We start from the raw sequence: 15,688 nt of genomic DNA on the forward strand, positions 1-15,688 counted from the left end.
AACGAGACGGCGGAGGTTGTCATGGCCGATGTTGAGGTGGTTGTTCGGGATCCGGGGACGGGGTTGTTCGGGTTCCGGGTGGAGCTTGGCCGGGATCGTGCTGGTTCGCGGATGCAGGCCCGCAGGAGCGGGTTCGTGACGGAGCGGGCGGCTCTCGCCGAGTATCGACGGTTGTGTCGGCAGCGTGACGCGCAGCGGCCGAGGCTGCGGCTGTCCGATTCGGTGCAGACGTTGTGTGAGGATTGGCTGGTCGGTCGGGTGCAGCAGTTGCAGCCGAACACGGTGTACAACTACCACTGCCTGCTGAGCCTGATCTATCCATACCTGGGTCGGATCAGGGCGTCGCGGCTGAGCGGCCGGATGGTCGAGCGCGCCTACCAGCAGCTGGAGGTGGCTGGCTACTCCCGCACCACGCTGCGGACGTTGCATCTGGTGCTGGGCAAGGCGTTCGGCGAACAGACTGGCCGGAGTCTCGGTGCGGGTAAGCCGCGGGAGTCCGACGAACTGCGGCCGGTGTGGACCGTGGATGAGGCTCGGGTGTTCCATGAGCACGTTGCTGGTGATCGGTTGTATCCGTTGTGGCGGTTGCTGCTGACGACGGGTCTGCGTCGTGGCGAGCTGTGTGGTTTGCGCTGGCGTGATCTGGAACCGGACTTGGCCACCTTGACGGTGCGTCGGCAGCGGGTGGTTGAGGATCCGACGAGTCGGGTGCGGGAGAAGCCGCCCAAGTCGCACAACGGCACCCGCAGTCTGGTCCTCGACCCGGCAACGCTCGCGGTGTTGACCGATGCCCGGCGCCGGTCAGGGAAGATGCTGCCGTCTGGTTTCATGTTTACTGGCCGGCAGGGGCAGCCGTTGCGGCCGGACAACGTCACGCATCGGTTCAACCAGCTCGCGGTCGCCGCGGGGGTGCGCCCGCTCGGCCCGCATCAGATCCGGCATGTGGTGGCCTCGAATCTGCTGGATCTCGGGTACGGCATTGCTGAAGTAGCTGAGCGTCTCGGTCATGACCCAGCGACGTTGATGCGCTACTACTCGCGGGTCAATGCCGGCCGTCGTCGCCAGGCCGCGGACGACATCGCTGGGTTCATCACGCCCGACCTTGACGCGGTCGCCGGGGTGCTGAATGCAGCATGACACGACCGACCCGTGTGCCCACTCGGCAACCGTGAATGCAGCGCGGACGCAGCGACACGAACGGCACTTGACCGGGAGGCGCTCACAACGGGCTCACAGCGGAGATCAACTCCTCGCGGACACGGAAGCATGACGCGACACCGGCCGACACGGGGGAGGAGTAGTATGAAGAGGTCAGAAAGACGTGAGGGCATAGACCGGCATCGGGCAACACTCAGTAGCAGAGTCGTTACGAGCCTGGGGGTCAAGGGGTCGTGGGTTCGAATCCCGCCGTCCCGACAGTGTGAGCTGGGAATATTCAAGCTCATGATGTACACATTGGACAGTTCCTGTTAGCGCGCGCTAACGGATGCGCTAACAGCAATTCGGTTAAAACCGGGCAGAGCGCCCTCGTGAACGCTGGATTGGTCCCTTTTGGGCACGTCGCACTTGACGCAAAATCAAGTGCTGTCTGTGTCGCGGGGTGCCATCCGTTGGCGTTCCGTTCGCGGTAGATGTTCACCGGTCGCCCCGGCCAACACTGTGGTCGGACAACGTCACCGGCCGGCTCGCCGCCAGCGCTGGAGTGCGCCCGATCGAACCGCACCAGATCGGCCATCGCGTCCATGACGGCCCGCCGGTTGTTGGCCGACAAAGTTTGACGTCTGATCTCAGATGCAGACGGTGGAGCCGCCCCATTCGGGTATCTCTTCGGCCACCTCGGCCGGGTCGACGTTTACGTCCTGCAAATCGCAAGCAGAGATCTGGCCGTCCGTGGCGGTACCGCTCGCCAACTCCTGCCAAGTACCCGCTCGGGCAACCCAGAGAATGCTCTGCGAGCCTAGTGCCCCGACGTCTTCGCCCTGCAGTACGCCGTAGGCCAGCACGCCGTGGCAGGCGAGCGTCGATACGTTTGCTTTCCGCTGTCCGATCGGCAGGGCATCCCGTTTGCAGGGCGGGATGCCAAGGTTCGGCCGCTTGCGCGACGGTCTGCCGGGGATCGCGTGGTAAGCCGGCGCGGCGAAGGCGGCAGCGTGATCGTCCACCTGGGAGGCACGGTTGCCTGTGCGCAACGTCAGCGTGCCGCCGACCGGGTCTTCCTGGTGGTCGGCGTCGTCACGGAGGTGCAGTGAGCTGCTGGGGCCGAGCTGTCGCATGACCTGGCCGTCGTTGTCGGCGACAGGGCTCCAGGTGGTTCCCTCGAGGTGCCAAAGACTTGGTGGTACGACGGTGGTGAAGTCGATGTCGTTGCTGTCCGGAAGTTGCCGGCAGACGTAGGTGCGGACGGTCGCGTAGAGATCGCCATCTGACGTCCACCACACGTCGTCGATGAACCTTCCGTCGTACTGCCGGAAGCGGCGCGTTCCGAGGGCTGTGAATTCGGTCGATGTCCGGATGCCGGTCGCCGTGTCGATGAGCGAGACGGACTGCTCCGCGGCGCAGATATTGTCGGTCCAGTCGGCGACGACGGCAATCCGGTCGGCTTTTACGCTGGTTGCGCTGCGGACGGCCCAGACGGAGGTGCCTGCGTCCTTTATGGCGCCGTCGGCGCCGATGAGCGTGTGGTGTTCGACGTGGTCGAGGTCGGCGTCGCGGGCTTGCTTGTGGGCAATGAGGACGAATCCGGCTCCGCCGGTCAGCAGGGACGGATCCGTGTACTGGTTCTTGCCCTCCACGGGCGCCGGTTCTCGGGTCGCTTCACCGTTGCCGACGTTGACGACGTGTCTGAGGTTGTGCTCGTCGAGCCACGCGACATCGGAGCCACCGACTGGGACGACAGTTGAGCACTGGCAGGGAATTGTCTTGGCCGTTCCGTCTGACACGGCGATGCTGACGACAAAGGCGTCTGTCTCGCGCTGCGCGACGGCGAACGCAAACCGGTTGTCCGTTGTGAACTGCACACTCATGACACGTTCCGCGGATTCGGCGGGAAATGCGAAGTCGGCATCATAGGCGCCGAGTTGTTGTGTTCCGTGCATGAGTCGCAGCCGGGTGTTAGTGATGTAGGCGAACAACGGTCCCTGCTCATGCCCTGGATCATCGTCGCTGCGCCAAGCCACCCATACGATGCCTGCCGCCGCCAGGGCTGCGCCGACAATCGTTCCCGCGGCGACCTTTACGAGTGTCGTGCGGCGTATCCGGTACACTGTGGACTCCTGCACATCGACCTCGCTTGAATACGGCGAACTTACCAGTGGACATCGTCGCGTCCCCGCAACTGGGTTCCACTGCATCGGTGAACCTCAGTGACCGACCGGGCAGTGGACGGCGCCGGACGTCGAGGCTGTCTGTCGATCTCACGGCAGCATCCGCATGAAGATGTGATAGGTGTCGGTCATTGGCTCTGCCAGGATCAGGCGGTTATGCGGGCACGGTACGGATCTGGAGGCTGTGTGCAGCGCAGAGAGACCCTACTCGTCGCGATACTGATCATGGTTTTGGCCGGAAGCGGCTGCACCTCCGGAAAAACGGGCACCGCGGCCAGTCCGGAACCCGCACGCAACACGCCGTCGGTCAGTTCGTCGCCGTCGCCGATTGCGCCCTCTGTTGCGCCCGTCGACCTGTGGTTTGCCATCGTCCGGCCCGGGGCCTTCTCAGTGGTGCACGACACGAAGATCACCAAGAGCGTGAAGGGGCATTTCGATGTCCGCGGGACCTATTGGACACAAGACGGGCGCTTTGCGCTGGCCACCCCTTCCCTGGACTCGGGTGAGCAGTGGCTGACCGTGATCGAGGCTGCGACCGGTAAAGTTCGCAAGATCGACTGCGAGGGATGCAATGCGATTGCCGCGGTGGGCAACGCCAAGATTCTCATAGCCACATACAGCGGCAAGCTGCTCCGTCTGGACCTTGACGTCCAGCAGAATCCGGTAGCGCTCAAGACCGGCCTGCCGCAGACAGAGGGCCGACTCGAGCTCATCGGCGAGGTTCCCAACCAGGCGGTCGTGTACCTGCATGCTGTGGCCGCGCCTGATTCGAAAAAGCAGCTGCTCTACTACATCAGTTGGGACGGCGCGACCCAGAACTCTGCATATCCCAGCGCTAAGGTGCCGGGGCCGGCGATCTATGCCCGCCGGACGGCCTATCAAGGCCCCCGGCTCGCCTTTGCTGTAACTCCATGGGACGTGCCCTGCCAGAGAACCGACGACGTGTGGCTGGTCGACCCGGCAACCGGCCAAGCGACGGTCACCGACGCCTCCGCCGCCGGGCCTCCGCTGGCCAGCGGAAGCGGGGCGGCCGGCGGTCTCGGTGTGCAGGGACTGTGGTGGGCAGCTGATGGATCACTCCACGCGATGATGCAGTCGTGGCGCTGTGACAAGAGCAAGTCACCGCCGGAGCAGCCGGTCGACAAACGTGGTGACTGGCGGCTCGACGGGAACCGTTGGACTCGCGTGGGCGACATCCGGTCGTACGTGGTGTTGTCGGCGGCGGATGGGACGCTGGTGTCGATCGACGAGAAGAATGCCGTGAACGTCGTGCGGGGCGGACGATCCACTAAGGTCGACGCGAGCTCCGACGGTGCCAGCGTATCGATCGCTCCGGACGTTTCGTGAAATCCCACCATCCTGCGCGGGTGCAGTTGCCCGATGTACCGAACCCGCTGCACATGGCGGTTGTCGTGGGCATCAACCGCTACCCAGGGTTGACGGACCTGCGGTCTGCCCGGCAGGACGCCCAGCGGTTCGCTGAGTGGCTCGTTGCCGTCGACGGTGGTGGCTTGCACCCGGACAACGTCCGGAAGGTGGAGGCGACGGGCGACGAGGCGCCGCTGGACGACCCGTTCAACGCCCGCCCTATGAAGGTCCACATCGACCATGCAATCCAGGAACTGGAACAACGTGCCGCAATCGTGGTACGGCAGCGTCCGGACCTTTGGAAACAAACCCGGATCTATGTCTATCTCGCCGGGCATGGCTTTCTGCCGTTCGGTGGCCGCGGAGCGTTGCTGACAGCGGAGGCGACAGCCAACCTGCCAGGCGCGAACATCGAGGTCGAGCGGTATGTCGAGCGGCTGCGTGCGGCCACCGAATTCCACGAGATCGTCGTGTTCATGGACTGTTGCCGCGACTTTGCCATCACCGTGCCTGCCGGAGAACCGACATGGCACCTGAAGCAAGGCGTGCGAAAACCGGTGAAGACCCTGGTCGGATTTGCGGCTACGGCCGGCGACCCGGCGTTCGCCGTCGTCCGGCGGAAAGACTCGGGTGAAAGTCGTGGTTGGTTCACTGCGTCGCTGCTCAGGGCGCTTCGTGGTGACGCGGCCGACCCGGAGACCGGACTGATCAGCGCCGTGCAACTGGCCCCGTTTCTGGAATGCGACCTCGTCGCCAGGAGCCGACCGGGCATGCGGCAGATCCCGGAGATGATTGGCACGATGACCGACCCGATCGTGTTCGGCCGCCGTTCGCGAAGCGAATTCCCAGTGCGGTTCCATCGCGCCGACGTCGGTGTGGAACTGCTCATCCTGGACGGCAATCTCGAGACGGCTGGCCGGGTTAAGGGCCCGGACCCGACCGTTGAACTACACCTACCGCAAGCTCGCTATCAACTTGTGGCACAAGACGGTCGATCCGGCTCGGTGTTCACCGTCAACGGAGCGACCGATGTTTCCTGCTGAACCAGAGCCGGCACCGCACGGCCGTGTCGATGTTGACGCGAAGACAGCCACGGTGCGCCTGCGGCTTTCGGATGCGTGGTTCCGCACCGTCGCGGAGTCATTTGGTGGGCTGCATACCGTGGTGCGCCCGGGGATCTACCACCTTGCCGCCGACGCGGGCAGTACTGCTTGGCAGGACACATTCGTCGTGCGCGCCGACGAGTCGTACACGCAGCATGCGCTCGATCTGCGGCCAGCCTCGGTGGCTCCGCTCGATGATACGAGCAACAGCAGTGCGGCACATGCCGATGTGGCCACCAGACTATCCACCACAGTAGCAGGTACCAGTGGCGCCGTGCTTGTGTTGGTCCGAGACTGGATGTCCGAAGATGCAGGTCGGGACTGCATGGCGCCCACCCTCGCGGCCCATGGTGAGGAACTGCGCCCCGTCGCAACGGTGGAAGGCGATGGATGCAACGGCTCGGCGTACGAAGCCGTAACCGGCGCGGCAACGGTGCGGTTCGATACTGGCCGCGCCGCGCCGCTCGAGGTACCGATCTGGTGCCCAACGGAGTGGCAGACGTTGATCTTTGCCGGCATTCGGGACGGCCGCGTTGATCCCCTAACTACCTCTGTCTACTACCACCCGGCCGGCAGTCCGTGGCAGCCGAACCGGCACGCCGACCTCGCACTCGAGGTGGTGAACTCGGCGCTGCGTACCGGCACTCAGCTGCAGCGCACTGTGCTCGCCGCGGTCGCCTCCCTTACCGACGACAATCCGATGCTCCTACTCGCAGCCTGCTATGCCGCGCTTGCGGATTTGACCGACGAGCAGGTCGACGATGTCGTCGACCGCCTGCGGCGACTACTGCCGGACCATCCTGACGTCGTGGTCCTCAGCCGGCTGCGGGGGATAGGTCCGGTGCCGCTGCGGATGCCGAGCGTGCCACCGATGTACGCCCTGGGGTACCGCGCTCTCGTGTCGGCAGCGGCGCACAACCGTCGGCTCCTGCCACGCCACTCACTTGCAGAGACCGCGATCGTCAGTGCGGTCAGCTGCGGTCCGTGGACTGCGTGGGAGCAGCTCGACGACCCGCTGGGTGTCGTTCGCGACCGTATCGCACGCAGCGAACGGAACGGTGCCGGACCGATGGACGACACCGGACTTGCGCGCTCGTTGGCGTTGCCCCTGGCCATGGTCCGCCGTGTCCGCGGCCATTATCATACGTCTGAACCCTCAATCAGCCGTACCTCGTTGCCGCATGATGTACAAGCCGTCGTGTGGCTCGATGTCGCGTCCATCGCGCTCAGCGCGGCACCCGTTGACGGCCAGCGCTTCTCACACACGTGGGTGCTGTCGGAGTACCGCATGACCATCACGGTGGACGAGTGGACCGCCGCCGGCATCGTCGCCCTCACCATTGAAACAGAAGATCTCGGCTGGCTGGCGAATGCCCTACACTTGTCCGTCGGCAGTGGGGTCGAGACGACCGAATACCTGCTGCTGTTCAACGAGGACCGGACCGGCGGGGCCATCTCTGAGCTATATGTCCCGATGCGCGGGGACGACATTAGACTCGGCATGATCGGCGTTGTCGACCACAGCGAGCTGGACGACCTCGACACGGACCTAGTCACCCGGTCGGTCCACGCCACCACCTTCGATGGAGACAACCCCACGACGGAGCGATGGCAGGAAGTGACCCAAACCCGACCGGCCGATGACCCCATCCGGACTGCTGTTGCGGACGCGTTGCAGGAATGACAACGATTCCTCCCATCGGCCAGCGGGATCTTGGAACCCTTCGGCTTCGGCTGACGACCAGTCCGCAGGGATGGGTCGCCGAGTGTGCCGAGGCGCTGCACCAGCACCCGGAGAGGCTGCCGGAGATGCTTGCGCCCGACAGTCACGCCGCGCAGGCGCTGACGCGACAACGAGGCGACGGAGACGACGACCGTCTCGCGGTCGCCGCGGCGGTGTTGCACATCGCGGAGGCGGTGAGCCGCCCGGCGGGCAGCGACGACCTGCTCAGATCGGCCGCCGACGCGCTCGGACGCTACGCACCGCTGCCCAAACTAGAAACAGTCATGATCACGGCCACGATGGGGTTCGACGCACCAGAGGCAGTTGCCTCGGCGCTCGGTTCGGTTCTGCAGCGCCTCCACGACCTCAACCTGGGTGCGGCAGGCGGATACGCCGCCCTCCTCGCCATCCACCTCAGTGGCGCGGCCAGGACCGGTCACCGCGGTCGCGTCGAGCTGCCAGTGGTGTTCAAACAGGGCACGGAAGGCGTCCACGCAATACTGCGACTCGATGTGGTACCGGGTGGTCCCGTCGGTCTGTACCCCCATCCTCTACGGTCAGTGTTCCTACTCGACGACGCGTTCGCCGCGGCGCTCGACGCTCCGTGGAAGACCAGCACTGCGAGCAGGCGCAAGATGTGCGTGCTCTGGTCGATTATCGTCAACGACCGAGCGCAGACTGAGATCAAAGGCCCGTCCTTGAGCGCCGCGTTCGGGCTAGGACTCCATGAGGTCGACACCAGCACCCGCTGGTGGGGCGCGGCCCGGCTGCGCAGACTCGACACCGGCTACACGGTGACAGGTTCTCTGGATCACGACCGTCGCTTGGGGGACGTCGGTGGCTACACACAGAAGGTGACGGCCGCTGTCCGCAACAACCTCAAACTCGTGGTACCGCAGGACGCGGAGTTCCTCGGGGAGAAACTCGACCAGGTGCTTCGTGCACGAAACCTCGACGAGGTCATTGCCAGGACCCGCAGAAGCAACCCCTACTTCTACCTCACCCTGCTCACGGTTCTCGGTGTTCTGGTCGGCGGCGGCGGTACGGCGGCGTTTCTTGCGAACCGTCCGCCGGTCGTCGACCTGAACAGTGCCTCGGAGCGGCTCGCGAACCGCGCCATTGCGGCGAGCACGTCCGACCCGCAGACCGCCGCATTGCAGGCGATCGCGGCCTACACCGTCGCACAGACGCCCCGGTCCCGGGAGGCCATGCTCAAGGTGTCCATCGACAACTCGCTTGTCGGCCGCAGATTCCCCGCGCACCGCGGCCGGATCACGGCGATGGCCGCCGACACGGACGGAAGACGGTTGTTCACCGCGGGCGACGACCGAACGATTCGAGTCTGGGACCCCGCCAGCGCTACGCAGATCACCTCTACGAAAGCTACGAATATTCAAGCGCTGGCTAGGCAGCCCGGTGGCCCGCTCCTGGCCGGTGTTGACGCCGTAGGCACCGTCTACCAGTGGAGGTTTGACGAGTCGAGCGGCACCATGACCCCACCGGACCAGGTCGGGCAGGGCGACGGGCAGCAAGGACTGGAGATCGCCGGCCTCGGCTATGCCAACTCGGGCAGGCTGCTCTACGAGGTGACCAGTCTTGGCCAGGTCCGTGCTTGGGACGTGACCGGCGCCAATCCGACCGGACTGCGTGAGCAGTCACTCACCGAGATGCTGCCGGCAGCCGCACGGCGAGCGGGGAACGTCCGTGTCCGCGCCGCCAGCGCCGTGAGCGGAGCGGAACGAGACGTGGTCGTCGCCACTGACACCGGTGAGATCTACACGGTCGATCTGTTGAGCTGGACCGCACGCCTGATGTTCACCTCCGCAGTGCGGGTCACTGCGGTAGCAACCAGGACATTACGGGGGGCCACGACCGTTGCGGTCGGCACCGAGTCCGGCGTGCTCGTACTCAGTGTGGACGCCACCGGCAACGTCCGCAGCAGCCAGCTTGTCGGCCTGCAGAACGAGGTTGTTGGTATCTCGTTCGACGAGGCCGGCGACGCACTGGTGGTCGCCACCGTCGGCGGAGTGGCATTCACAACGCTGACGGACACCGGCAGCCCACACATTGCCGCCGACGACATCCAGCCGCGGGGAGGACCCGTCAGCCAGTTCGCGGTCCTGCAATCGTCCCACCTCACGACCGCAGCCGCCCACGACGACGGTTCGATCTCGATCCTCGATCCAGCAACCCGGCGGCTCAACCTCCCACCCGTGCAGGCAGCGGCGGCTTTCGCGTTCGACCGGCGGGGAATGCTCCTCGTCACCGATCCGCCGGACGAAGCTGGCAGGGTAGGGCACCTACGACTGCTCGATCCAGCCGTGACCGGCATGCCGCAGCGCGGCGTATTCCTGCCCAACCCGCAGTGGCCCGAGTCTCGCCGTGGCTTCACTGTGCAGGACATCGCCGTCGACGACCGGTTCGTGGTCGCGGCCGGCCGCGGCGTGGACGGCGGCATCCTCCTAGTCTGGGACGCACGGACCAGAGAACCGCTCGCGCGACTGCAGTTTGGCTCCGAAGCCAACGCCCGGGTCGACAGGATCCGACTGGCCGCCCAGTCCAACCTGCTCGTTGCGCGGAACAATCAGAACCAGACCGCAATCTGGAAGACCTCCGGCTGGACGCTCAAGGACAGGTTCCCCGCCGTCGACAACCGCAACCTCGACTTTGCGCTCGACGGGCCACTGGATGTGGACCAGTCGGGGGAAATCGCACTCCTTGCATCGACGCGGACTGCCGACGCCACGAAGGGGAGCAGGTTCACCGTGGTCGACCTCGAAACGAACGCGCACCCGCCGCTCGACGCGGTAAGCACAGTGACGGACCTTGCCTTCACCTCAGGGAACGAGTTCGTGACGGCGTCCACCGACAACATCGTCCGAGTCTGGTCCCGGTATCCCTTTACGGAGCGGACGGACAAGAAGGTGGACGTCGGGCAGGCACCGACAGGGCTCGCCGGTGGTGGCCCGGACGGCCTGGTGGCAGTTACCCTTGCCGACGGGCAGGTCGTCGTGATCGACCCTGCGGCAGCGCGGTCCGACGCCATGCGTTTCATCGACCGGGACGGTGTCCCTAACGTCAAACCGGCATGGGATCCCAGTGGACGACTGCTCGCCGCCGCGTCCGACCGCGTGGCCGAGAAACGGCCCCGTCCCGCGCAGATTAATCTGTGGCTGGTGCAGCCCGACGCATGGCGCGACCAGCTGTGCACCCTCGCTGGCCGTGACGTCACAGTGGGCGAATGGTCGCAGTGGGTGGGGGACCCTCGGATCGCCCACCGGAGTCTCTGCGGGTAGTAGCGAAGCTGAATGTCACCCGGCCCCGGCGGAGGGAGGCTGCACGACCTGCGCCTGCCCGCCGGCCTCAAGCGCGAGACCGACTGCGGCCTCGACCCCTTTCTCAACGGCTGCCTGCGCCAACGCGTTGAGGTCCAACAGCTCACCGGGCTCCAAGACCTCGACGGCGGTGCTGTCGTCGGCGATGATGATCGTTCGTCCTGACCGCTCCCGGCTGTCCCGCCGGGTAACCACCTTGCCGCCGCGTACGTCGATGATGAGCAGGGATCGTGTCTGCCGCCTTAGCCAGCTCAGCATCGCAGCGACGATCGCCGACCCGCCGAGCACTCCGGTGACGATCAGCGTCGCCGTGTCCAGATCGAACGATCGGCGCTCGAAGGTGTCCACGTCGGACGCCCCGTGCTCGGTCATCCATGCGGCGACCTGCTCCGCGTCGTCAGGGTCAAGCGCGACCTGTACGTGGACCTGCTGTTCACCGTCGAGCAACTTCGGTTCCCTCCGCCGCATTCCGAGGACGCTGCACGTGTCGTCCCGGTATGTGCGGACACCGAGCGTCAGCGAGCAGGTGCAGTTTAGACTATTCATAGGGCTGGCCGGCATGGCGATAGACATCGGTGATGGACTACCTCGCGGCCGCAGAGCCGGCCCAAGAGCTTGATCCGATCATCACCGTACGGCCGCGTCGGGAATCCATTGGAACCGCCCGGGGGACACCCAATCTTGCTGAGATCACGTCACTGGTCGTGTTGGTCAGCCGCTGCGGCCGGATAATGTGACCGGCCGGTTCAACCGGCTCGCTGTGGAGGCTGGGGTTCGTGCGATCGGCCCGCACCAGGTCCGGCACCTCCTCGCCACCCATCTGCTCGACTCTGGGGTACGGCATCCCCAAGATGGCGGAGCGGCTCGGTCACGATCCTGGAACGTTGATACGCTACTACGCCCGGGTCAGCCCGGCGCGCCGCCGGCAGGCCGCTGACCAAATCGTCGGCCTGGTCGCACCCGACGAAGCCAATTAAAGATCTTTCGGTATTTGGGTGATGGTCACAGACGCAGGCCGGTGTGGTCGAGGAAGTTGAAGCACAGTTGGTAGCTGCTGCCGATGCGGTGCAGGCCGGTGTGGGCGGCGGTGGCGGCGTCGTCGAGGATGTCGGGGCACAGGTTGGCCAGTTCGGTGTTTTTGAGGTTGCCCCAGACCAGTTCCATGGGGTTGAGGTCGTGGGCGTAGCCGGGCAGTGCCTCGACGGTCAGCCAGTGCTGCTGGCTGGCGAGCCAGGCTTTCATGGCTTTGGATCGGTGTGCGGACAGCCCGTCCCAGATCAGCACGATGGGTTTGCCGCGTAGGTGCCGGCGCAGCTGGGCGAGGAACTCGATCAGGCTGTCGGTGTTGTAACTGCCGGCCTTCGTTTGGAAGATCAGTTTGGCGCGGGAGCGGTCGGGCCGGTAGGCCAGCACGCCGGCCATCGACATACGGGTCCAGGAAAACCGGTGCCGCAGCACGGGTGTCTGACCGCGCGGCGCCCAGGTGCCGCGGACTACGGGCAGGAGGGAGAATCCGCTTTCGTCCTGGAAGCAGATCCAGGCGCCGCGCCGTCGTGCCCCCTTTTGATCCTCGGCCAGTCCTGTTTGACCCATGCCTCGATCGCTGCGTCGTCACGCTCGACGGCGCGTCGGGCCGGCCGCTGCCGGGTCCAGCCGAGGCGTTGCCGCAGGATCTGCCAGGTCTGCGTCGGCGAGTACCGCACACCGGCCACCCGCTCGATCACGTCGGCGACCCGGGCCAGGGTCCACATGTCGGTGGTAAAGCCGTGGGCTTTCGGCCCGGCCAGCAACGCCGACTCCACCTGCCCGATCTGCTCGTCGGACAGCCGCGACCTGCGTCCCAGCCGCGCCGCACCGACCAACGCCTCCCGGCCACCTGCCCGCCAACGGTGGTACCACCGCGACGCGGCCTGCGCCGTGACACCCAGCTCGTTGGCCACATCGACCTGCCGGCAGCCGGCTTCGAACATGTCCACCGCTCGCATCCGCTGCTCCCGCAACGCATCCGCGTCACGAACGACACCACGGCGCGGACCGGACGACCGGGTTGCGGCAGACATGCCCCTGATTGTCTTACCCACCAACCCGATCGACCGGCAACGACTCACCCAAAACCCGAAAGATCTTTAGTCAGCTCCTCGACTCAGCGGCCGGCCTTCTGACGGCGGGCACCGACACGCTCGATGCTGAGCATCTGCTGCCGTCAGGACGATACGGTCGGCGTTGGGGGCGGCTGGGTTAAAGGTCGGTGGACGCAGCATCAGGAACGGCACTTGATTGGAGCGCGCTAACAATGCGCTCACAGCGGAGATCAACTCCAGGCGGACACGGAAACATGACGCAGCACGGGCCAACACGCAGCAGTGCTAATATGGGGAGGTCACTTGGATGTGGGAACACCGGCCGACATGAGCCGATACTCCACAGTGGAGCCTTTGCAAGCCTGGGGGTCAAGGGGTCGTGGGTTCGAATCCCGCCGTCCCGACTTTGTTAAAGGCCAGCTCAGCTGGCCTTTTTGTTTGACCAGGTTCGATGTTCTGATCCTGTCATGACACGCGATTTTGCCCGTATGACCGTACGGTTTGTGTCGTAAGTGCCTGCACGGAGTGCTCGATGATCCTCCTGTCGTCGCGTCGGACAGAGTCAAGGGGTCCGAGGTAGCCTGTCGACGATCGACCTGGAACTGCGATTGAGCGGGCATTATGCGAACGTCAGCTGTCGTGGCGCCACGCGATCGACACCTTGACTCGGGCGGTTGCATCCGGCTCAACCCAGATGTCCACTGTGGATGATCACGACACATCTTTGACACGAACGTCCGTACGGTGATCTTTCCTGGGAGTGCGTCCTTGACTCAGGCGTAGGCGGGCCAGTCTGACGCGCGTCCTTGTTACCGAGGGCAGGGAGCGCCGACGCTCGGAAGGGCTGGTCGACGATCTGCGGTCGCCGGATGCGCGCGCCGGGGATCGGCCCTGCTGGGTTTCGCCGACCGCTCGGTTGCGTGTCAAGGAGTCGGATAGGGTCGCGTCCACGGAGGTGGTGTACGACTCGCCAGCGCAGGAATCCGTCGATCAGGTCGGGTCGGTACTGGATGCTGCCGGCCGCCGCCCGGCCGGACGGTGCAGAGGGTCCCGAACCCCTTGCCCTGTCGGCTACTTTCGGTTGCCTCGTATGTGGGCGGCCGACATACGATTCGTGGCAGATCGGGATGGGCGTCTCACAGGAGGGCCTCGCCGTTACGGCGTGCTGACCGGACTATCTCCGCGATTGCTGCCGGTAGCGGCCGGGGGCCAGGCCGTGCTCTCGTTTGAATGCTTTGGCGAAGGCGAATTCGGAGGTGTAGCCGGTGCGTTGCCCGACGGCTTGTACTGGTTTGTCGGTGTCGCGGAGTAGTTGCGCCGCGAGGGTCATTCGCCACCAGGTCAGGTAGCCCAGCGGTGGTGTGCCGACCAGTGCGGTGAACCGGCGGGAGAACGCAGCCCGTGACAGTCCGGCTGTCGCGCCGAGCGTTTCGACTGTCCACTGCCCGGCGGGGTCCTGGTGGATATGTCGCAGCGCTGCTGTGATCGCCGGGTCGCGCAGCGTGGCGGCCCACCCGGTGGCCGGGCCGTCCTCGGTCTGCTCGTCGAGCCAGGCTCGCAGGATGTAGAGCAGCATGATGTCCAGCAGGGCCGACACGACCGCTTCGGTGCCGTGGTCGGGGTTGGCGATCTCGTCGCCGAGCAGGTTGACGGCGGCATGCAGCGGCGTGCGGTGGCCGAGCCGTGCCGGTAGGTGGATGACCTCGGGCAGTTCCTCGAACAGTGGATGTGGCCGGGTCTGGTCGAGTGTGTACGCGCCGCACAGCAGGATCGTTGTGGCCCGCTCGCCGTCGTCGTCGCTTGGTGTCAGGTTCAGCAGCGAGGCTGAGGGTGCGTCGGCCAGGGGCGTCGCCGGGCTGTCGACCAGAGCGTGCCCGCAGCCGTGCGGCAGGCACACCACATCACCCACGCTCATGGCGATCGCGGCGCCCTCCGGCGGGATCAGCCAGCATGTCCCCTCCAGGACAACGTGGAAGCCGGCTCCGGAGAACGGCTCGGCCCGCACTGCCCATGGAGCGTGCTTGCGGATCTCGGTGGAATGCGGGCGCCCGAGGCGCATGACACCGATCGCATCGCTGAGAACGTCCATCGCCAGATCGTATCGCTCGACGGGCGTGCAGCAAGACGATCGGATATGAAGCGGAGACGGAGAGCCATGGGTAGCGGCTGCTGATCTTCGTAGGCTGAGTGAGTCAACCAGATCACTGATCGGTCTATCAGAAGGACACGATATGAGCCTCTACACCGCGACGGCGACCGCGACCGGCCGCGACGGCCGCGCCTTCAGTTCCGACGGCAAGTTGAACGTTGACCTGGCCCTGCAGAAGGAGCTGGGCGGGACCGGCGACGGCACCAACCCCGAGCAGCTCTTCGCGGCGGGCTACGCGGCCTGCTTCGCCACCTCCATGCAGCTGGTGGCGCAACAGCAGCAGATCGACGTCTCGGGCATGTCGGTCACCGCCGAGGTCGGCCTCGTCCCCAACGGCCAGGGCGGCTTCAAGCTCGAAGTGGCCTTGCGGACGAAGCTGCCGCAGAGCCTGCCCCGGGAAGCGGGTCGTGAGCTCATCGAGGCCACCCATCAGGTCTGTCCGTATTCCAACGCCACGCGCGGCAACATCCCGGTCGAGTTGCTCGCCGAGTAACCATCGCCCGCAGACCGCCCCCTGGATCGCGAACACCGCTCACCGCGCTGAACGCGGTCCCCGGCGGCCGGAGTTCGCGACCAGGTGGCGGCGTATTCCCGGTTGTCCTACAC

General features: G+C 65.6%; 12 protein-coding genes. 7 read left to right on the forward strand and 5 right to left on the reverse strand.

Features of this window, described 5'->3' with window-relative positions:
• The first annotated feature begins 21 nt into the window (after positions 1-21).
• The gene (locus OHA72_RS22685) at positions 22-1,137 is read left to right on the forward strand and encodes a tyrosine-type recombinase/integrase (protein ID WP_327009784.1); all 1,116 of its coding nucleotides are present in this window, start codon (positions 22-24) and stop codon (positions 1,135-1,137) included.
• Between the two features lie 650 nt (positions 1,138-1,787).
• On the opposite strand, the gene OHA72_RS22690 is transcribed toward OHA72_RS22685, so the two are convergent.
• Positions 1,788-3,263, reverse strand: a complete 1,476-nt coding sequence (locus OHA72_RS22690; RefSeq protein WP_327009785.1) for a hypothetical protein — start codon at positions 3,261-3,263, stop codon at positions 1,788-1,790.
• Between the two features lie 246 nt (positions 3,264-3,509).
• Here OHA72_RS22690 and OHA72_RS22695 point away from each other — a divergent pair, with 246 nt between their 5' ends.
• Genes OHA72_RS22695 through OHA72_RS22710 form a run of 4 tightly spaced genes read left to right on the forward strand, consistent with a single transcriptional unit; the run spans position 3,510 to position 10,813 of the window.
• Entirely contained in the window at positions 3,510-4,670 is a 1,161-nt protein-coding gene (locus OHA72_RS22695; protein WP_327009786.1) for a hypothetical protein, read from the forward strand.
• Between the two features lie 20 nt (positions 4,671-4,690).
• On the forward strand, positions 4,691-5,734 hold the full coding sequence (locus tag OHA72_RS22700) for a caspase family protein (protein WP_327009787.1): 1,044 nt from the start codon (positions 4,691-4,693) through the stop codon (positions 5,732-5,734).
• Positions 5,721-7,478, forward strand: a complete 1,758-nt coding sequence (locus OHA72_RS22705) for a hypothetical protein (protein ID WP_327009788.1) — start codon at positions 5,721-5,723, stop codon at positions 7,476-7,478. The genes OHA72_RS22700 and OHA72_RS22705 overlap by 14 nt, the downstream gene beginning before the upstream one ends.
• Positions 7,475-10,813 (forward strand): WD40 repeat domain-containing protein, encoded by a 3,339-nt coding sequence (locus OHA72_RS22710; protein ID WP_327009789.1) that lies wholly within the window; start codon positions 7,475-7,477, stop codon positions 10,811-10,813. Before OHA72_RS22705 ends, OHA72_RS22710 begins: the two co-directional genes overlap by 4 nt.
• A gap of 15 nt (positions 10,814-10,828) precedes the next feature.
• On the opposite strand, the gene OHA72_RS22715 is transcribed toward OHA72_RS22710, so the two are convergent.
• Complete coding sequence (locus OHA72_RS22715; RefSeq protein WP_327009790.1) at positions 10,829-11,299, reverse strand: hypothetical protein; 471 nt, start codon at positions 11,297-11,299, stop codon at positions 10,829-10,831.
• A 313-nt stretch (positions 11,300-11,612) separates the two neighbouring features.
• On the opposite strand from OHA72_RS22715, the gene OHA72_RS22720 reads away from it, so the two are divergent.
• Complete coding sequence (locus tag OHA72_RS22720; RefSeq protein WP_327011642.1) at positions 11,613-11,789, forward strand: hypothetical protein; 177 nt, start codon at positions 11,613-11,615, stop codon at positions 11,787-11,789.
• Between the two features lie 65 nt (positions 11,790-11,854).
• On the opposite strand, the gene OHA72_RS22725 is transcribed toward OHA72_RS22720, so the two are convergent.
• The 3 genes from OHA72_RS22725 to OHA72_RS22735 all read right to left on the reverse strand — a co-directional run bounded on the left by OHA72_RS22725 (position 11,855) and on the right by OHA72_RS22735 (position 15,022).
• Entirely contained in the window at positions 11,855-12,445 is a 591-nt protein-coding gene (locus OHA72_RS22725; protein WP_327009791.1) for an IS630 family transposase, read from the reverse strand.
• Entirely contained in the window at positions 12,346-12,837 is a 492-nt protein-coding gene (locus OHA72_RS22730; protein WP_327009792.1) for a winged helix-turn-helix domain-containing protein, read from the reverse strand. The genes OHA72_RS22725 and OHA72_RS22730 overlap by 100 nt, the downstream gene beginning before the upstream one ends.
• 1,270 nt (positions 12,838-14,107) lie before the next feature.
• Positions 14,108-15,022, reverse strand: a complete 915-nt coding sequence (locus OHA72_RS22735; protein WP_327009793.1) for an AraC family transcriptional regulator — start codon at positions 15,020-15,022, stop codon at positions 14,108-14,110.
• A gap of 142 nt (positions 15,023-15,164) precedes the next feature.
• Between OHA72_RS22735 and OHA72_RS22740 the strand changes: the two genes are divergently transcribed.
• Positions 15,165-15,575 carry an organic hydroperoxide resistance protein gene (locus OHA72_RS22740; protein WP_327009794.1) on the forward strand — a complete coding sequence of 137 codons (411 nt, stop codon included), beginning with the start codon at positions 15,165-15,167 and terminating at the stop codon, positions 15,573-15,575.
• Positions 15,576-15,688: the final 113 nt, after the last annotated feature.

Source organism: Dactylosporangium sp. NBC_01737, from assembly GCF_035963215.1.
GTDB lineage: Bacteria > Actinomycetota > Actinomycetes > Mycobacteriales > Micromonosporaceae > Dactylosporangium.